At 42.7% G+C, this 16,017-nt stretch carries 16 protein-coding genes; 10 read left to right on the top strand and 6 right to left on the bottom strand.

Going from position 1 to position 16,017, the window contains the following annotated elements:
• The first annotated feature begins 9 nt into the window (after positions 1-9).
• Positions 10-552, top strand: a complete 543-nt coding sequence (locus tag SY85_RS10190) for a sugar O-acetyltransferase (RefSeq protein ID WP_269465693.1) — start codon at positions 10-12, stop codon at positions 550-552.
• Between the two features lie 44 nt (positions 553-596).
• Here the strand turns inward: SY85_RS10190 and SY85_RS10185 are convergent, their stop codons facing one another.
• The 3 genes from SY85_RS10185 to katG form a co-directional block, all read right to left on the bottom strand.
• A complete protein-coding gene (locus SY85_RS10185; protein WP_066404159.1) occupies positions 597-1,103 on the bottom strand; it encodes a hypothetical protein in 507 nt (168 codons plus the stop codon).
• A 361-nt stretch (positions 1,104-1,464) separates the two neighbouring features.
• Positions 1,465-2,823: a PAS domain-containing sensor histidine kinase gene (locus SY85_RS10180; RefSeq protein ID WP_066404157.1), complete on the bottom strand. Its 1,359-nt coding sequence runs from the start codon at positions 2,821-2,823 to the stop codon at positions 1,465-1,467.
• Positions 2,824-2,964: 141 nt separating this feature from the next.
• Positions 2,965-5,211, bottom strand: coding sequence for a catalase/peroxidase HPI (gene katG, locus SY85_RS10175; protein ID WP_066404155.1), 2,247 nt, complete (start codon positions 5,209-5,211; stop codon positions 2,965-2,967).
• 422 nt (positions 5,212-5,633) lie between these two features.
• Between katG and SY85_RS10170 the strand changes: the two genes are divergently transcribed.
• Positions 5,634-7,133 (top strand): hypothetical protein, encoded by a 1,500-nt coding sequence (locus SY85_RS10170; protein WP_066409580.1) that lies wholly within the window; start codon positions 5,634-5,636, stop codon positions 7,131-7,133.
• A gap of 34 nt (positions 7,134-7,167) precedes the next feature.
• Here the strand turns inward: SY85_RS10170 and SY85_RS10165 are convergent, their stop codons facing one another.
• A complete protein-coding gene (locus SY85_RS10165; protein WP_066404153.1) occupies positions 7,168-8,148 on the bottom strand; it encodes a DUF1259 domain-containing protein in 981 nt (326 codons plus the stop codon).
• 222 nt (positions 8,149-8,370) lie between these two features.
• On the opposite strand from SY85_RS10165, the gene SY85_RS10160 reads away from it, so the two are divergent.
• The 7 genes from SY85_RS10160 to SY85_RS10130 all read left to right on the top strand — a co-directional run bounded on the left by SY85_RS10160 (position 8,371) and on the right by SY85_RS10130 (position 13,993).
• The gene (locus SY85_RS10160; RefSeq protein WP_066404151.1) at positions 8,371-8,817 is read left to right on the top strand and encodes a hypothetical protein; all 447 of its coding nucleotides are present in this window, start codon (positions 8,371-8,373) and stop codon (positions 8,815-8,817) included.
• A gap of 50 nt (positions 8,818-8,867) precedes the next feature.
• The gene (locus SY85_RS10155) at positions 8,868-9,410 is read left to right on the top strand and encodes a hypothetical protein (protein ID WP_066404149.1); all 543 of its coding nucleotides are present in this window, start codon (positions 8,868-8,870) and stop codon (positions 9,408-9,410) included.
• A 364-nt stretch (positions 9,411-9,774) separates the two neighbouring features.
• Positions 9,775-10,524: a DUF2490 domain-containing protein gene (locus SY85_RS10150; protein ID WP_066404147.1), complete on the top strand. Its 750-nt coding sequence runs from the start codon at positions 9,775-9,777 to the stop codon at positions 10,522-10,524.
• A gap of 321 nt (positions 10,525-10,845) precedes the next feature.
• On the top strand, positions 10,846-11,841 hold the full coding sequence (locus SY85_RS10145) for an alpha/beta hydrolase (RefSeq protein WP_066404145.1): 996 nt from the start codon (positions 10,846-10,848) through the stop codon (positions 11,839-11,841).
• 166 nt (positions 11,842-12,007) lie between these two features.
• On the top strand, positions 12,008-12,757 hold the full coding sequence (locus tag SY85_RS10140) for an alpha/beta hydrolase (protein ID WP_066404143.1): 750 nt from the start codon (positions 12,008-12,010) through the stop codon (positions 12,755-12,757).
• A gap of 157 nt (positions 12,758-12,914) precedes the next feature.
• Complete coding sequence (locus SY85_RS10135) at positions 12,915-13,673, top strand: SDR family oxidoreductase (protein WP_066404138.1); 759 nt, start codon at positions 12,915-12,917, stop codon at positions 13,671-13,673.
• 131 nt (positions 13,674-13,804) lie between these two features.
• On the top strand, positions 13,805-13,993 hold the full coding sequence (locus SY85_RS10130) for a hypothetical protein (protein WP_066404136.1): 189 nt from the start codon (positions 13,805-13,807) through the stop codon (positions 13,991-13,993).
• Between the two features lie 252 nt (positions 13,994-14,245).
• Here SY85_RS10130 and SY85_RS10125 read toward each other — a convergent pair whose 3' ends face one another.
• Complete coding sequence (locus SY85_RS10125; RefSeq protein ID WP_066404133.1) at positions 14,246-14,683, bottom strand: hypothetical protein; 438 nt, start codon at positions 14,681-14,683, stop codon at positions 14,246-14,248.
• A 388-nt stretch (positions 14,684-15,071) separates the two neighbouring features.
• On the bottom strand, positions 15,072-15,569 hold the full coding sequence (locus tag SY85_RS10120; RefSeq protein ID WP_066404131.1) for a hypothetical protein: 498 nt from the start codon (positions 15,567-15,569) through the stop codon (positions 15,072-15,074).
• A gap of 166 nt (positions 15,570-15,735) precedes the next feature.
• Between SY85_RS10120 and SY85_RS10115 the strand changes: the two genes are divergently transcribed.
• Positions 15,736-15,942 carry a hypothetical protein gene (locus SY85_RS10115; RefSeq protein WP_066404128.1) on the top strand — a complete coding sequence of 69 codons (207 nt, stop codon included), beginning with the start codon at positions 15,736-15,738 and terminating at the stop codon, positions 15,940-15,942.
• The last annotated feature ends 75 nt before the right edge of the window (positions 15,943-16,017 follow it).

Here is a 16,017-nt window from a genome sequence, read left to right as displayed (position 1 = left end):
AAGGAAAAAATGCTGGCTGGCGAGCTGTATGATGCGCTGGATAAACAGCTTTCTGATGAAAGGCTAAAGGCTCGACTGCTGATAAAAGAACTAAACGATTCCAGAGAGGATCAGGTGGAATATCGTCTCCGTATACTTAAGGAACTCATTCCTCATGCAGGAGAAGGGCTTTGGTTGCAGCCACCGTTTTTTTGCGACTACGGGTATAATATCAAAATAGGGGATAAGGTATTCTTCAATTTCAATTGTGTGGTGCTGGATGTAGCTCCAGTAAACATCGGCAGCCGCACGTTGTTTGGGCCAAACGTACAAATCTACACCGCTACCCATCCAATGAACCATGAGGAAAGAGCTTCAGGACTGGAGTTCGCCAAGCCCATCACTATCGGTAATGATGTATGGATTGGTGGTAGCGCCGTTATTTGCCCTGGTGTCAGTATCGGTGATAGAAGTGTGATTGGTGCAGGCAGCGTGGTGACCAAAGATATTCCTGCCGACGTGTTTGCCGCCGGTAATCCCTGCAAGGTCATACGCCTATTGGCAGAGGATTAGTTTGGTAACTTGGCCTTCCTATTTTAATGGATGGCTTACTAACATCAATAGGTAAGTGCTGACTGAGAAATTAATACTTGATAGCTTTCTTCATTGTTTTCCTCGCTGCTTTGAGCATCATCTACCAGTTGTGTTACAGCTGCAGCTACAAGCCCGCCAATTAAATATAAGCCAATGGTCATTAGTTGCGTGCCAAACGTTTTGTTGCTTGGCGTTGAGGGTAGACCAAGTGGCTTTGGTAAAATAACGGCAGAAACACCTGCTACTAAGCCTAACAAAGCTCCTCTGGCCCATAGGCCATTTCTGGCGCCCACTCCTGCAAGGCTATAATAAGCCGTATCGCTAACAAGCTCTCCGCCTACAGCCCATCGCTGAAGATTATTGGCAGAAGGGACTTTCCTGTTTAGGCTTTTTAGTCCTTTTTTTACTAATTCCATATCGAGTATGTCCATGCGGGGTGCATTGGGAGTGACTCTGCGTAAAGCTTCATGTAAAGAAGCAACAGTAAGGGTTCCTGCTAATCCTCCGGCAACTGCAGCAGCTACTTTCATGGTAAATTATTTAGCGTTATAAAATGATTGATGCTGGAATATTATACCAATACCTTACAAAATACAGTGCCAGTTCAATCAAATAGTAGCGAACTCTCTAGCAAACCTGAAAATATAAAATGAGTTCTTGAGCTTCTTTCTTAAGGTTGTATAAAGTCATTTGTATGTCAGCGCTGATGGGCTACTTCTTTCTAATTATTAATTGCACTATTGTCACTAGCTATACTGGAAAACGGCAAAGGAAGAGCTGGTCCGTTAACGCATACAAAAGGGTGCATAAAAGCAGGCGCTTTACTAACATCAAATGTGCCATTGTTTAATAGCAAAAAGATGAAGTTTAAAAATGCTTTGCAATAAAGGTTTAGAGTCCTTCTGTTTGAAATTCAAGGTATATACTTGTGCCCTTTCCTAGAGTTGATTGAATTTCTATGACACCGTTCATGACTGCCGCTCTTTTTGCTATGGAAGATAAGCCAGTGCCTTTTGCTTGAGACATCTTGTTAAATCCAATGCCATTATCTTCAATCGTTAACATCAGACTGTTGGAAAGATAGCTGATCTGAATAATTGCTTCTGTTGCTCTTGCATGGCGGATGATGTTATTGATCAGTTCCTGAACAATACGGTAAAGTGATAATTCAAAAGTGGGAGAATACCGAGTGGCAGAGCCCAGTGAGATGTACTGTAGTTTTAAATGCGAATTACTGATGCTGCTACAGTACCAATTCAGGGCTTTATGCAATCCGTTCTCTAGTAAAATCTCTGGCATGAGGTTGTGCGAAGTGCGGCGTATTTGGCTGGCGGCTTGATCTAGTAGGTTTAATCCTTTTTGATATGCGTGGTTGTCGGCAATAAGAGGGATGGTTTTAGTCAATATGCCAATGTGCATTTTGGCGGCGACAATCATGCTGGAAATTTCATCATGCAGATCTCTGGCAATGCGGCTCCGTTCTTTTTCTTCCCCTTCTCGGAGGCCTTCCAGCAATTTAATTTCCTTAGCATTTTTTTCCGCGGCCATGCGGTCACTAATATCTCTTCCGGTTATGATTATGCCTTTAATATCAGGATTGGCTAATTGGTTAGCGATGATAGCTTCCATCCACATCCACTCTCCAGCTGCATTGCGAAATCGGTAGGGTAAGCCCTGTACTTTTTTCTGTCCTTGCAGTAAAGCTTGTTGCTGTTCGGCTAATTGGGGTAAATCGGCCGGGTGCATATAATCAAAGCAATATTGCCCAATTAATAGCTCTCGTGTACTGCCAATCAGTTTGGCTAATGATTCACTTACGTATGTCCATATGCCTTTCTCATTAGTTACCGCCAAAAGATCAAAAGTATTTTCTACCAATGCTTCAAAAAGATGTTCTTGCTGAGTGTGCTGTTGTTCTTTTTCCATGCGACCTGTACAAAAGAGGATATTCTCATTTTGCAGGTACACACTGGACCAGTTTACTATCGCCTCTGTGCCGTCTTTTCGCTTCAGCTGGTGTACCACACTTGAAACCGAGGTTTTTGTTAATACCTGGTCAGCAAGATTTATTCGGGCGTCCTGAAGGGTAGGGTGCAATAGTTCTTGGTAGTCCTTGCCCTTTATTTCTTCAGCCGGATAGAGTAGGTGAAGTGTGAAAGCGGGATTTGTATAAAGTATGATGCCATCCATGGATAACATCATGATTAAATCAGGCAAATGCTCGGTAAGCGTAGTTGGTATAAAATTCATAATGGGTGAAAGAGAAATTGATTAAGCGACTGCCAAGCTATATAATTTAATCACAAAAGAAAAGGGTATACGTAATTGATAGTTAGTTAATAAAAAAGGTGACCTCTTCTGGTCACCTTTTTTATTTGGGTGTCTCTGCTATTACACTAAATCAAAACGATCAAGATTCATGATCTTATTCCAAGCCACAATAAAGTCGTTGACAAACTTCTCTTTTGCGTCTTCGCAGGCATATACTTCTGCTATAGCACGAAGCTCAGCGTTAGAACCAAAGATCAGGTCAGCTCGGGTTCCTGTCCATTTCACATTGCCAGTGATACGGTCTCTGCCTTCAAATACATCTTGTGTATCTGAAACAGCACTCCACTTTGTTCCGAAGTCTAGCAGGTTCACGAAGAAGTCGTTTGTCAATGTTTCTGGATTTTGAGTAAAAACGCCGTATACCGAACGGTCAAAATTGGTATTCAGCACGCGCAGGCCACCTACTAACACTGTCATTTCGGGTGCTGTCAATGTTAACAACTGAGCTTTGTCTACCAACAGGTCTTCTGCCTTTATGGCAAACTTTGGCTTTACATAATTGCGGAAGCCATCGGCGTTCGGCTCAAGTACAGTAAATGACTCCACATCGGTTTGTTCTTGTGTGGCATCTGTACGTCCAGGTGTAAAGGGAACAGTAGCAGTATAGCCTGCACGTTTTGCTGCTTTTTCAACACCGGCACAGCCACCCAGTACAATCAGATCGGCCAGGGATATTTTTTTATTGCCGGTTTGAGCATTGTTGAATGCTGTTTGTATGCCTTGTAAAGTTTCGATTACTGTAGCCAGCTGAATGGGATTGTTTACTTCCCAATTGCGTTGTGGCGCCAGTCGAATGCGTGCACCATTGGCGCCGCCACGTTTATCGGAGCCACGGAACGTAGAGGCTGACGCCCAGGCGGTAGAAACCAATTGTGAAACCGTTAAGCCGGAGTTTAAGATTTGTTCTTTAAGATCTGCAATGTCTTTCTCATTGATCAATTCATGCGTTACTGCAGGAACCGGGTCTTGCCAGATCAGTTCTTCAGCCGGCACTTCAGCACCAAGGTAGCGAGCGCGCGGACCCATATCACGGTGTGTTAGTTTAAACCAGGCGCGGGCAAAGGCATCTGCAAATTGATCAGGGTTTTCGTAAAAGCGTCTTGAAATCTTTTCATAGGCAGGATCTATTCTTAATGACAAATCGGTTGTTAGCATAAACGGTGCATGACGTTTGGAAGAATCATGTGCATCGGGTACCAGGCCGGCACCAGCGCCATCTTTGGGTTTCCATTGGTGTGCACCTGCGGGACTCTTTGTTAACTCCCACTCATAACCGAAAAGATTCTCAAAGAAATTGTTGCTCCATTTTGTTGGTGTTGTCGTCCATGCACCTTCTAGGCCGCTCGTAATGGTATGTTCTGCGTTGCCTTTTCCAAAGGTATTCGTCCAACCCATGCTCTGGTCTTCTATGCTGGCAGCAGCCGGTGCGTGACTTACATATTTGCTGGGGTCTGCGGCACCATGTGTTTTACCAAAGCTATGGCCGCCTGCTATCAGAGCTACAGTCTCTTCATCGTTCATGGCCATACGACCAAACGTTTCACGGATATCACGCGCTGCCAGTAATGGATCGGGATTACCGTTGGGGCCTTCTGGATTTACATAGATCAAACCCATTTGCACAGCGGCTAAGGGATTCTCCAACTCACGGTCCCCGCTGTAACGTTCATCGCCCAGCCATTCTTTTTCTGCTCCCCAATACACATCTTCCTGTGCTTCCCACACATCTTCACGCCCGCCTGCAAAGCCAAAGGTTTTAAAGCCCATTGATTCCAATGCACAGTTGCCGGCAAGGATCATAAGGTCGGCCCAGGAAATTTTTCTACCATACTTCTTTTTGATAGGCCATAAGAGTAAGCGGGCTTTATCAAGATTGGCATTATCGGGCCAGCTATTCAGCGGTGCAAAGCGTTGTTGTCCGGCACCAGCACCACCGCGCCCATCGGCAATGCGGTATGTGCCCGCACTGTGCCACGCCATACGAATAAAGAAGGGGCCGTAATGTCCAAAATCGGCAGGCCACCAATCTTGAGAGGTAGTCATCAGTTCAAAAATATCTTTCTTCACAGCAGCCAGGTCCAGGCTTTTAAATTCCTCCGCATAATTAAACGCCTTGTCCATTGGATTGGATAAGGAAGATTGCTGGCGAAGAACATTTAACTTAAGCTGGTTGGGCCACCAGTCGCGGTTGCGGGTGCCACCGCCTGCAGTTTGTTTAGTAGCGCCATTTAAAAACGGACACATGCTGGCTGCATTGTCAGTATTTACCTGAAGTGCGGTTGTGTTTTGCGATGCAAATGATTCCATGGTTGTTGCTTATATCGTTTAGGAAGTAGTTGTGGTGACAAATCTATGTTCAATTGTATCTATTGGAAGCAAATTGATCATAAATAGTATCTATGAGTAGATAGGCGCTATCGAAGACGCAAGAAGGAGTGGGCGTCTACCGCTCACTGCCTATAAGATGAAGTACCGCTTTGTACAACATGATGTGTATGATCGGTGAACTGTTTTGTTGTTTCTATTAACTACGCAACTTAAGCTTCGTAGTTGTTTGACTTAAAATCTTATAACGTTTACTCAAAATTGTATAACCCTTAGGGGTAGTGTGAATAATAGCTTTGTTTGAGAATAATCCAAGTAGTCACTCTACAGTTCAGCGCTTTGGAAAACGAGCAAAGTTTTTGCTAAATACCAATGCGTGTCGAATGGAAATACAGTTAATGATCATGAAAAAATTATTTATAACTTCTTTGGCCTATATGCTGGTGTTAGTATCCCAAGCACAGCACGCTCATGAGCATACTATCCCTTCAAAGGATTCCGTGAAATCCAGTAAGCCTGCCGCTGTAAAACAAAAAGGGACAATGCCTTCAATGTCTATGCAGGGCGCAAGGGACACAGTTCCTCAAGATCATGGCGGACATAATCATGGCAACCAGTCCACTGATCATCATCAAGAGGGAATGCAGATGGGAGAACATGATCACATGAGCATGAATATGTCGCATGCGTTTTCGCTTACTCTGCCAATGACCCGCAATGGGTCGGGTACTTCGTGGAGCCCCGATAACTCTCCCATGTATGGTTATATGTTTCATAAGGGGGCATGGATGTACATGCTACACGGTAGTGCGTACCTGCGCTACAATAAGCAGGATCTGCTTGACAGAGGATCCAGGGGTGATGCAAAGTTTGATGCGCCGAACATGTTTATGTTCATGGGGCAACGAACTGTAGGAAAAAGCGGGCTATTTCATTTTAATACGATGGTCTCGTTAGATCCGATAACAGTTGGCAAAAATGGCTATCCATTGTTGTTTCAAACAGGAGAAACTTACAAGGGCCAGCCTTTGGTTGATCGTCAGCACCCTCATGATCTTTTTTCTGAACTTTCAGTTAGCTATGCACACACACTTTCTAACAAGACAGACGTGTTTGTGTACCTGGGTTATCCTGGAGAGCCCGCACTTGGTCCCACGGCTTACGTGCACCGTCCTTCAGGTTTTTTCAATCCTGATGCCCCTTTGTCGCATCACTGGGTAGATGCAACCCATATTACATTTGGGGTAGCTACTTTTGGTGTTCGCTATGGCAATTGGAAACTGGAAGGATCTTCTTTTACAGGTCGTGAGCCAGATGAAAATAGATATGACTTTGATAAGCCACTTTTTAATTCCTGGAGTGGGCGATTATCTTACAACCCAACCATAAAATGGGCCATGCAGGTTTCGCACGGGTTTATTAAAGAACCTGAGACGCTGCATCCTGGAGAGAATGTTCATCGCACAACAGCTTCGGCTACGTACAGTGCACGCGGCTTTGGAGAAACGTTTACCAATATTACCGCCCTTTGGGGTATGAACAAGAGCAATGATCACGATGGAGAAAATGCCATATTGGTTGAAGGTTCAAGAAATCAAAGAAGAACAACACTGTATGGGCGTTATGAATGGGTTCAGAAATCAACAGAGGAGTTGAACCTAGATGAAGTGGAATATGGCCATGATGCGCTCTTTCCTGTACATGCATTTACTGCTGGGGCCTCTTACGATATTTTGAACATTGGTCAAACCAAAGTTGCGCTTGGTGGCCAAATTACTCTTTACAATCCTGACAAGAGGTTGAGCAGTTTGTATGGTCAGAACCCGCTAGCCGGAGAAGTGTATTTGCGCATTTATCCCAGATCGATGGGGCGAATAATGGGTTCATTTTATCTACCTTATTAACAACATTAGTTAAGTTGAAGTGTTGGTACAATTTTCAGTGTGAGTTCATGCTCCTGGTGTTTTTCGATTTGCCGGTTTGATCCAGCGCAGCTCGCAAGCCTTTAGCCAGTTGTTCGGCATTACCTACACCCCAGTAATGCAGAAAGAAAACGCGAGGTTGTTCATGTACCATATGGTTGTGAACGGCAACTACTTCAATGCCGTTTTCTACCAGTGCCTTAACTACTGGTTCTACTTCATCTTCCAGCATCGTAAAATCTCCGGCAACAGCGGCTTTGTCAGAAGTGCCCTGCCAAGCCGCCCAGGTATTGAATCCTAAAAATGTAGAAACCGCTACGCCATGTTCCTGTAGTTTGATATCAGGTCTGCCAATAGTATACTTATATACCCCTTTGCTCATTTCACCCCTGTATCCCAAAATGGTATTAAGGCTTACTGTATCAATCGTGTTTTGAACTGTTTCGTTTGATGCCGTGCCTTTAGAGGGATCACCGCCTCTTGTTTCTTTTACTTTGTCTAGCACTGCTTTCGCTTTTTGCGCCATAGCTTCTGTGCTGCCAGTGCCACCCAGGTGCATGTACATGACATTGGGGTGATTCCGTACAAAATGGTTGTGGATAGCTGTTATAGTGAGGCCCTGGCGGATAATTTCCTGTTGTACAGGCTTCAGATCCGTTTCGGTTAAAATAATATCGCCCATAATCATAGCACCGCCGGGCGTGGGCGTGAAGGCAATCCAAGTACCTAATCCCATGGCTGGAATGATCTTAAATCCATCAACCATAACGCTCAGATCATTCTGGGGAACAGTTATTTTATACTCACCTTTATTGAAGCTTCCTTTAATACCCATTATACGCCCAATAGCAGCAGTGTCAAGTAAAGAACTTGTCGAATTATTAGGACTGCTAACCATTTTTTTCATATTGTGTTGTGAAATAGCTGGTTGTGTAACTGTTAAGGCGAATAACAGGAAAAGGATAGAAATAGGGAAAAGGTTTTGATATGATTTCATACTATTGTAGCGTTAAGGTTTGAAAGCAAGACGGCTGACTGGTTTGTCAACAAGCTCAGAAATGAGAGGTTGTATAAAGCTAATCTCTTTTATATTTTCTTGCTACCTTAATTAGTGTTCATTGTTTGTCATATGAGCGATGGTGCAAAATGTGCTTGGTTGCTCGAAAGGATCTGGAGCAATAATAAAACTGAGCTTTACGTTATGCCGCTAAACTGATGTATGAAGAAATATATTTTTCAATTCATCTACCTTGTTTGTTCGCAATGGCTGCAGGCCCAGCCCATTCAATTTGCTTCTGATGCTACGCCGATTATAGCACAAATTGAAAAGACCACTTCTGTAAAACAATATGATAGAGCATTCGGCCAGTACACTTTAATATTAACTGCGGATACTATAAGTAATACCTTGTTAAAAGCCTCCGTCCATGATAGCCTAACAAGGAGTACCCGAACCTACTACTTCCACAACGAATACCTGGTAAAGCTTACTGAGAAGTTTGAGCCGCCAAGTCCTGTTTCGGTGATGCACCATTTCTTTTTTAATACAGATTATGCTATTGCTATTGGTTATAAAAATGAAGAGCAAAAGGAGGTGCTTGTACGACAGAGCCTACTGACAGATGCTTATAGATTGTTGCTTTACTACCGTCAGATTCCTCACTAATAAGGAAGTGGAAAATGTAGACCGTTAACACAGTTATACTATCGAGAAACATGAACATGTTCAATAAAGGCAATAACATCTATAACATAACGAATGAAGCGCTTAGTAAAGACAAACTCATGGAAAAGTTGGAGCAGTCGAGTGTGGAGCTCAATGACTATGCATATGAGCTATTTCAAAGTGATTTATACAAGCCTTCAACTATTACGTATACAGCAACAGTAGTAGAACTGACTTTAGCAGAGATCGGCTTGACCATAGGTGGCAATTTTGGGGAAATAAGGAGTTGTATACAGTCTTTAGGTTTGCTCTATTGTCCTTTAGAGTTGGCGTCTTATATAAGGCTGCATAAGCTACATGATAAAGAACTGTCGGATCGGAGGGAAAAAGTGTTGGGTAAGGCACCGCCAGGCTCAATAACTATCTTTTCAGAACCATTGGTTAATGATGATGATTTCCCCAAAGGATTTTATATAAGAACAATAAATGGTGTTCCTTGGTTAAGAGGGTATCGATGTTCAGAAGATTATGTTTGGGATCCAGGTGATCGAATGATTTTCACGATAGAGGTAAATGTTACAATTACTCTATAGTGCTTTGAAAGTAGGAGGGGTGCAGTATTTTTTAATTGAAACTGGTAAGAAGCAGCGCATAAATACACACCAAGGCGGGCGAAAGATTTGCTTTAAACTGTAGAGCGGCTCTTTAGCAAGTGCTCTATATTGCAGCTTATTGTATTGAATGTAGTTCCTTTCCGGCGCTACTGGATGAACAAACTTCGTATGTTTAAAAGCATCTAATCCCTAAATCAATCAGGCAAGGTTTTTCATCACAATGATTCCGCTATTTTTTTTATTGAGCAACTGGCAATACTTAGTTATAAAAAGAACTCCCGACAATTTATTAGGTTTATTGTTACTCCTCATTTTTTAAACAACAGTATTATAAAGTGAATACTTGAAAAAGGCCATTTATATTGTTGTATTTCTGTTTTATTCTTGTCATTTATCAGCCCAGGATACTACAGGGGCGCGTGAGGAAGGATGGCCTGAGATCAATGTGTTTTATAGCTTCAATGAAAAATGGCGGCTATTTGCTATGTACTCTGCCACTAAAATTAGAACGTCTGATTACACTGATGGTGCTGTAGGGATGTATATCGACTATTTTGCAAGCTCTTCATTACGAAAAAAGTTCAGCCCTCAACTCCAGGATAGTTCGAGAGGGTATTACTTGTGGTTAAGAGCTGGATACTACTATTCATCTACACCACAGAAATCAGTTAGCCAGGTAAAAGAGCACGCAATTGCTACGGAATCCAACTCGCGTTTTCATTTGCCAATGAATGTACTGTTGACTGCTAGGAATCGTTTGGACTGGAGATTCGTAAACGGTGATTTTAAACTTCGCTACAGACCCAAAGTAACCATAGAAAAGGAGGTGCAAACCATATACCTGTATTGCATTCCCTATTTTTTTGGGGAGTATTTTGTGAATTTCATTGAAAGTAGTTCAGATCGCTTCAGATTTTGTATTGGTTTGGAAATAAAAGTAGCCAGGTATGTAAACTTTGAGTCGTATTATCTACGTCAATTTCAAAACGGAGAAACTGTTGATGCAGTAAATGCCGTTGGTGTAGCGTTAAAGTTTTATTTAAGTAAACAGGCGATAGAATATGTGTTTCACAAGAAAAAGAAAAGTACTTAAGTTGTCATTCTCATTATCCTTCTTGGTCGCCTACTACCATTGATGTCTTCAAATCAGGGATTAGAAATCCAAATCAAGGCAATCGCTAAGTCAATCAGTTAATAATTTTTTAATGCAAGAATTACTAATAAGTATCTGAAAAAGGTAGACAGAAATTACTACCTTGTAGCAACAGTTTTCCGCACACTCTACGCAACTAACTACCCCTTACGCTTTGTTTACCCGTTCTTTTTGGGCCTCCATCAGTCATCTGAAAACCTTTCTGATGAGGGTTATTCCGCTATGGTTACTGCATTTTTTTTAGCTCAATAAAAATGAACCATGACGATTCCAGCAACACGAGGAACGGAACAGGTGGTGTCATATGCCAATGATCCCCACCTTGATCAAGGAACTAAGGCATTCTTAAAACTGCTGAATACAGGAGGGGCGCCTGTAGAAAGTCTTTCCAAGCAAGATGCCCGAAACGTTTTGATCAACCTGCAAGCCTCCGTTAAAGTAGATCTGAGTGGCGTTGACGTTTCGGAGAAAATCATTACTACAGACGGTTATACTATTAAGCTGCACGTAGTGCGCCCGGAAAAGACAAGCGGCACACTGCCTTGTTTTATGTTCATTCATGGCGGTGGCTGGATACTTGGCGACTTTCCCACTCACCAACGTATGGTACGTGACCTTGTGGTTCTGTCGGGCTATGCGGCAGTGTTTGTTAACTATACACCTTCTCCAGAGGCTCGTTATCCGCAAGCTATCAATGAGATCTACGTGGCTACCAAATGGGTGGCGGAGCACGGAAACGAACTCTTCGTAGACGGTAAGCGGCTGGCCATTGTAGGCAACAGTGTAGGTGGCAATATGACTACTGTAACAACCCTTATGGCAAAAGCTAAGGGCGGTCCTGATATAAAGCTTCAAATCCTGATGTGGCCCATTGTAGATGCAGGCTTTGATACAGAGTCGTACCGGCTATTCGGACAGGAGCGCTTCCTAACTACCTCGCTGATGAAGTGGATGTACGACCAGTATACCACCGACCCTAAGCAGCGGAAGGAAATTTATGCTTCTCCGCTTCAGGCTACTACGGAGCAACTCAGGGGCCTGCCGCCCACCTTGATCCAAGTGGCGGAAAATGATATTCTTCGCGACGAAGGCGAAGCTTACGGTCGCAAGCTGGATGAGGCTGGTGTAACGGTGACCACAGTGCGCTACAACGGAATGATCCACGACTTTGGCCTGCTCAATGGCTTGTCCAATTTGCCTGCCACACGTTCCTTGTTTGTGCATGCTGCGGCCGAATTGAAAAAGTATTTGAAGTAATAAGAGCTGTACGCTGCAAGTTCCAAGCTACACGTAGAGAGATAAAGATCAATGAATAGAGCGCTCACTCACGTTTCACGACTTACTAAGCGCTGCATAAAGCCTTCTATCGATCCTTGCCCTATACAACGAATCACTCATTTGTTAACTTACAAAACAAAAGAAAATGAAAGATCTGCCGATTAAAAATGTTGTACTGGTGCATGGTGCCTTTGCTGATGGTTCTGGATGGGAAAGTGTTTATCATATCTTGACAAAACAGGGCTACACTGTACGCGCAGTAGCCAATCCGAATACCTCATTTGACGCTGATGTGGAAGCTACCATACAGGTGTTGGCTCAGTTGAGCGGACCTGTGATCCTGGTGGGTCATTCCTATGGAGGCGCCGTAATTACGGAAGCCGGCAATGCGCCCAATGTGGCCGGTTTGGTCTATATCGCTGCTTTTGTGCCAGAGGCCAATGAAACGTTTTTATCGCTGTTTCAATCCTGGCCGCCAGCACCTAATTCAGGGTTCCTGCCTCCCGACGAGAATGGACTATGCTGGTACGATAGGGCAAAGTTTCATTCCGGTTTCTGTGCAGACCTGCCGGCTGATAAAGCAGCCTTTATGGCCGACTCCCATCCCCCTCTCGCCGGTTCCGTTTTTGGCAACTCTGTCAGCCAGGCAGCGTGGCGAAACAAGCCAAGTTGGTTTGTGCTGGCTACTGAAGATCAGACCATACCGCCCGAAGCACAGCGTTCAATGGCCCAAAGAGCTAAGGCTGAAATAACCGAACTTAAGGCCAGTCATGTGGTGTTTATGTCGCAGCCCCAAGCGGTAGTCCAGGTTATAGAAGCTGCTGCAGAAGGAGCATTAAATAGGCAGCAGGTGTTACAGCAAGAGGCCGCATCTGATTCCGGTTCTGTTTCTTGATTAGGAGATCGTCAACAAGAGGGCAAAACAAACGCAGTTTTGGTATAGAAGAAATCCTGATAGAAACTATAAAAGACAGTATGCAAAAGGTGGATATTTCATTTTGTAGAATGAATTCGCATTGGAATTTCGCATGATAATACGTAAAAAATAAATCATGAAAATTGTAGTAATCGGCGGTACCGGACTTATCGGTTCAAAGCTCGTAAATAAGCTTCGCCAGCTTGATCACACAGTTATAGCGGCCTCGCCTCAATCGGGTGTTAATACCATCACTGGAGAAGGACTTAATGAAGTTTTGAAAGAGGCAGTTGTTGTTGTTGATGTTTCCAATTCGCCATCATTTGAGGATAAAGCTGTTTTAGACTTTTTTCAGCAGTCTACTACAAACTTGCTCAAGGCAGAAGCTAATGCAGGCGTTAAGCATCATGTTGCTTTATCTGTGGTTGGCGCTGAGCGACTGCCGGGTAGTGGTTATCTGCGTGCTAAAGTGGCACAAGAAAATCTGATCAAGGAAGCCGGTATCCCATATAGCATTTTGCGTTCTACTCAATTCTTCGAATTTGCTGGTAGGATAGCACAGGAAGGTGTGGTGGGCAATGAAGTCCGTATTTCAACCGGTGCCATCCAACCAATTGCCTCAGATGAAACGGTAGCAGCCCTAGCTGATATTGTTATTAATGCTCCTGTAAATGCCATCGTTGAAGTCGGCGGTCCTGAACGTATGCCCATGTCTGAATTCATTCGCTATTATCTGACTGCAACAGAAGATTCGCATCAGTTGATTCCAGATGCGCACGCACTTTATTTTGGTGTAGAGTTAGATGATGCGGCTTTGATTACGGGTGAAAATGCACGTCTTGGAAAGATTAAATATGAAGATTGGTTTAGTAAACAATTAGTAAATCAATCATAATTCGCGGAGATTGATAATAGTAGTGGCGGGCCATCGGTTGATGTAGGACGGTAAACTACTTAACGTTCTTACACATTGCACTACCACATCAATATGGCATCCTTATCTTCTATTAATTTAAAAGGTTTAACATGAATAGAAATCCTTTTCCACAAAATGTGGGTCCTGATTTAGACCTGGTTTCAATAAATGAAGCCTTGCAAAATGTAGAACCCGATCAGCATGATATACATATAGCTGATGGCGGTGAGTTTCTGGATGATGCTTTACGAATGAAGGAGCAACCGTTTGAGGAAGTAGTCATGAAGAAGAATGAGTAAAGCAAGGCGCTTGTTGCAAGAGTAATTCCAGTATTAAAGCTTTGGTAGCGTAAGTTGGCAATTCACTCGTTAAAAAGCGTTTGTGGACGCACCGCATCGCACTAAAATGGCAGGCTTTCACCATGTTTCGCAAAGCCGTTGCAATTCTTTGCCTACTCCTTTTGCTAAAAGGTTAAGTGCCTACTAGAGCACACTTGATTGCCATTCGCTCAAGCAGGTTCTTGCAGCAAATAAAGCCCACGTAGCAATATCTCAATCATTCAAGCCTTTGATCTTCAAAGGAAACATGAAGTCCTGAAAGACACTGTGCGCTGATCGTTGTACATGGTTGACATATTTTTCCAGGCTATGCTGCAAGTCTTCTGCATACCCAGGCTCTAACTTGGCTACTACGGCATTTACCTGTTCGATTTTTTCTTTAAGTGCCGTTTGTTTAGCCTCGTCAAAAGGAGCGTACTCCTGCACTGTAGCTTCAAATTGGGGAGCAAAGGTTTTTTCTACTTCTTGATAATAGGGAATTAAAACAGGGTCGGCCGTAAAGGTTTTGATATGTGATAACCAAATAGCATCTTTTTTTTGTGTTTGGTTTACACCTTTGCTGGAACAGGCCACCTGAACAGATAATAAGACTGGGGCCTGGTAAAGTAACTCACGTTCTTCGCGGGTAAGCTTGTTTAATCTGTTGATCATAACACAATGTTTTTGTTTTCTAAGTTGATAGCAGATCGGCTGCAGTTGCCTGTACTGTAGAGCCATTGGAATAAGTAAACGGTAAAGTGTGTATGCCTTATTGCCATACATATGTATTTCGTGCTTTTATAAATGGAATAACCACAACTCCCTTTTCCGTTAGTATTGCTTGTCATTGAAGTTAAAAACTAAGCCCTATCTCTACTATTCTTTTGTGTGGGTAGTAGTGCCTATGTCAGGCTTTTCGTTTTATTAAGTTACGAAATTCTGAGCTTAGATTTTCATTAAGAGGCAGACTATGGCCTGAATAGAGTTTACAAGCGAGGGTTGCATATAAAGTGCCTAATTGCATTAATGCAAGTTAGCGGTTGACGTTGCGGAGGGTAGTCTAATTATTTTCCTTTAGTAAATATTTAAAATAGGCGATGGCTTCTAGATAGGGACGTTCACTGCCGCTAGGTTCGGTGATTCTAATCAGACTGGGATTAAAATACCTGCTTGTTTCAATAAGTTTTTGACGATTATTCCATTTGAGGTAATATACTTTAAGTAATTCTTCATTATGATACACAAAGGACTTGACCTCCAACGTGCTGTCGCTATAATCTTCATGGGCGATAAATGCTGTTATTATTTGTTTGGAGGCTTTATCAACGCTCACCGTATATCTGATTTTCTCTAGCGTGTCTTTTTGAAATGAATCTAGCTTGGTAAAGAAAAAGTCTTTTGTAATGAGCTTTATTCTGCCAATTCTTTGATTTACTACTTTATCTACCTTCTTTTTAAAAGCAACACTATCAAGTGGCCAATTAATCTCTCTGGAATTTTGGCAAAATGCCAGCTTAAAACTAACGATCAGGGTTACGAAAAGCAGCAGTTTTTTCATTAAGCTAAAGATAAGACCATAGTTTGAAGGTATTCTTTTCGTTGATTTTATAAATCGAATATTGTTTCTTTTAAAACGGTTTTGGTTTTCCAGATTTAATTAGAAGGGATAAAGTGGTCACTAACAATTATTTTCATTAGCGAAAACTGATTTGTATTTTTAGAATATGTTTTTTAATCAATCGGATCTTGACAATGAAATCCGTGAATTGCACCTCAAGCTTGACGAAAAGCGTAAAGCTTTCGATGAGGGCATGAAGTCTAACATGTCCTTTGAGGACTTAAGAGTACTTTATGCAGAGATTAAAGCATTAGCAAAGCGACAGGATCTTTTATTTGAGGAATCCAACCTGCAAAAGGGCTGGGAAGATTGATTTTATTATCGATTACCCTCGCACTTTTAACGGCCGGTTTGTGTAATTCAATTCTCTCTCTTTCAATTACCAAGT

It is taken from the genome of Flavisolibacter tropicus, assembly GCF_001644645.1.
GTDB lineage: Bacteria > Bacteroidota > Bacteroidia > Chitinophagales > Chitinophagaceae > Flavisolibacter > Flavisolibacter tropicus.
The sequence above is the reverse complement of the archived record's forward strand: the minus strand, read 5'-3'. Positions and strand labels throughout refer to the sequence as shown.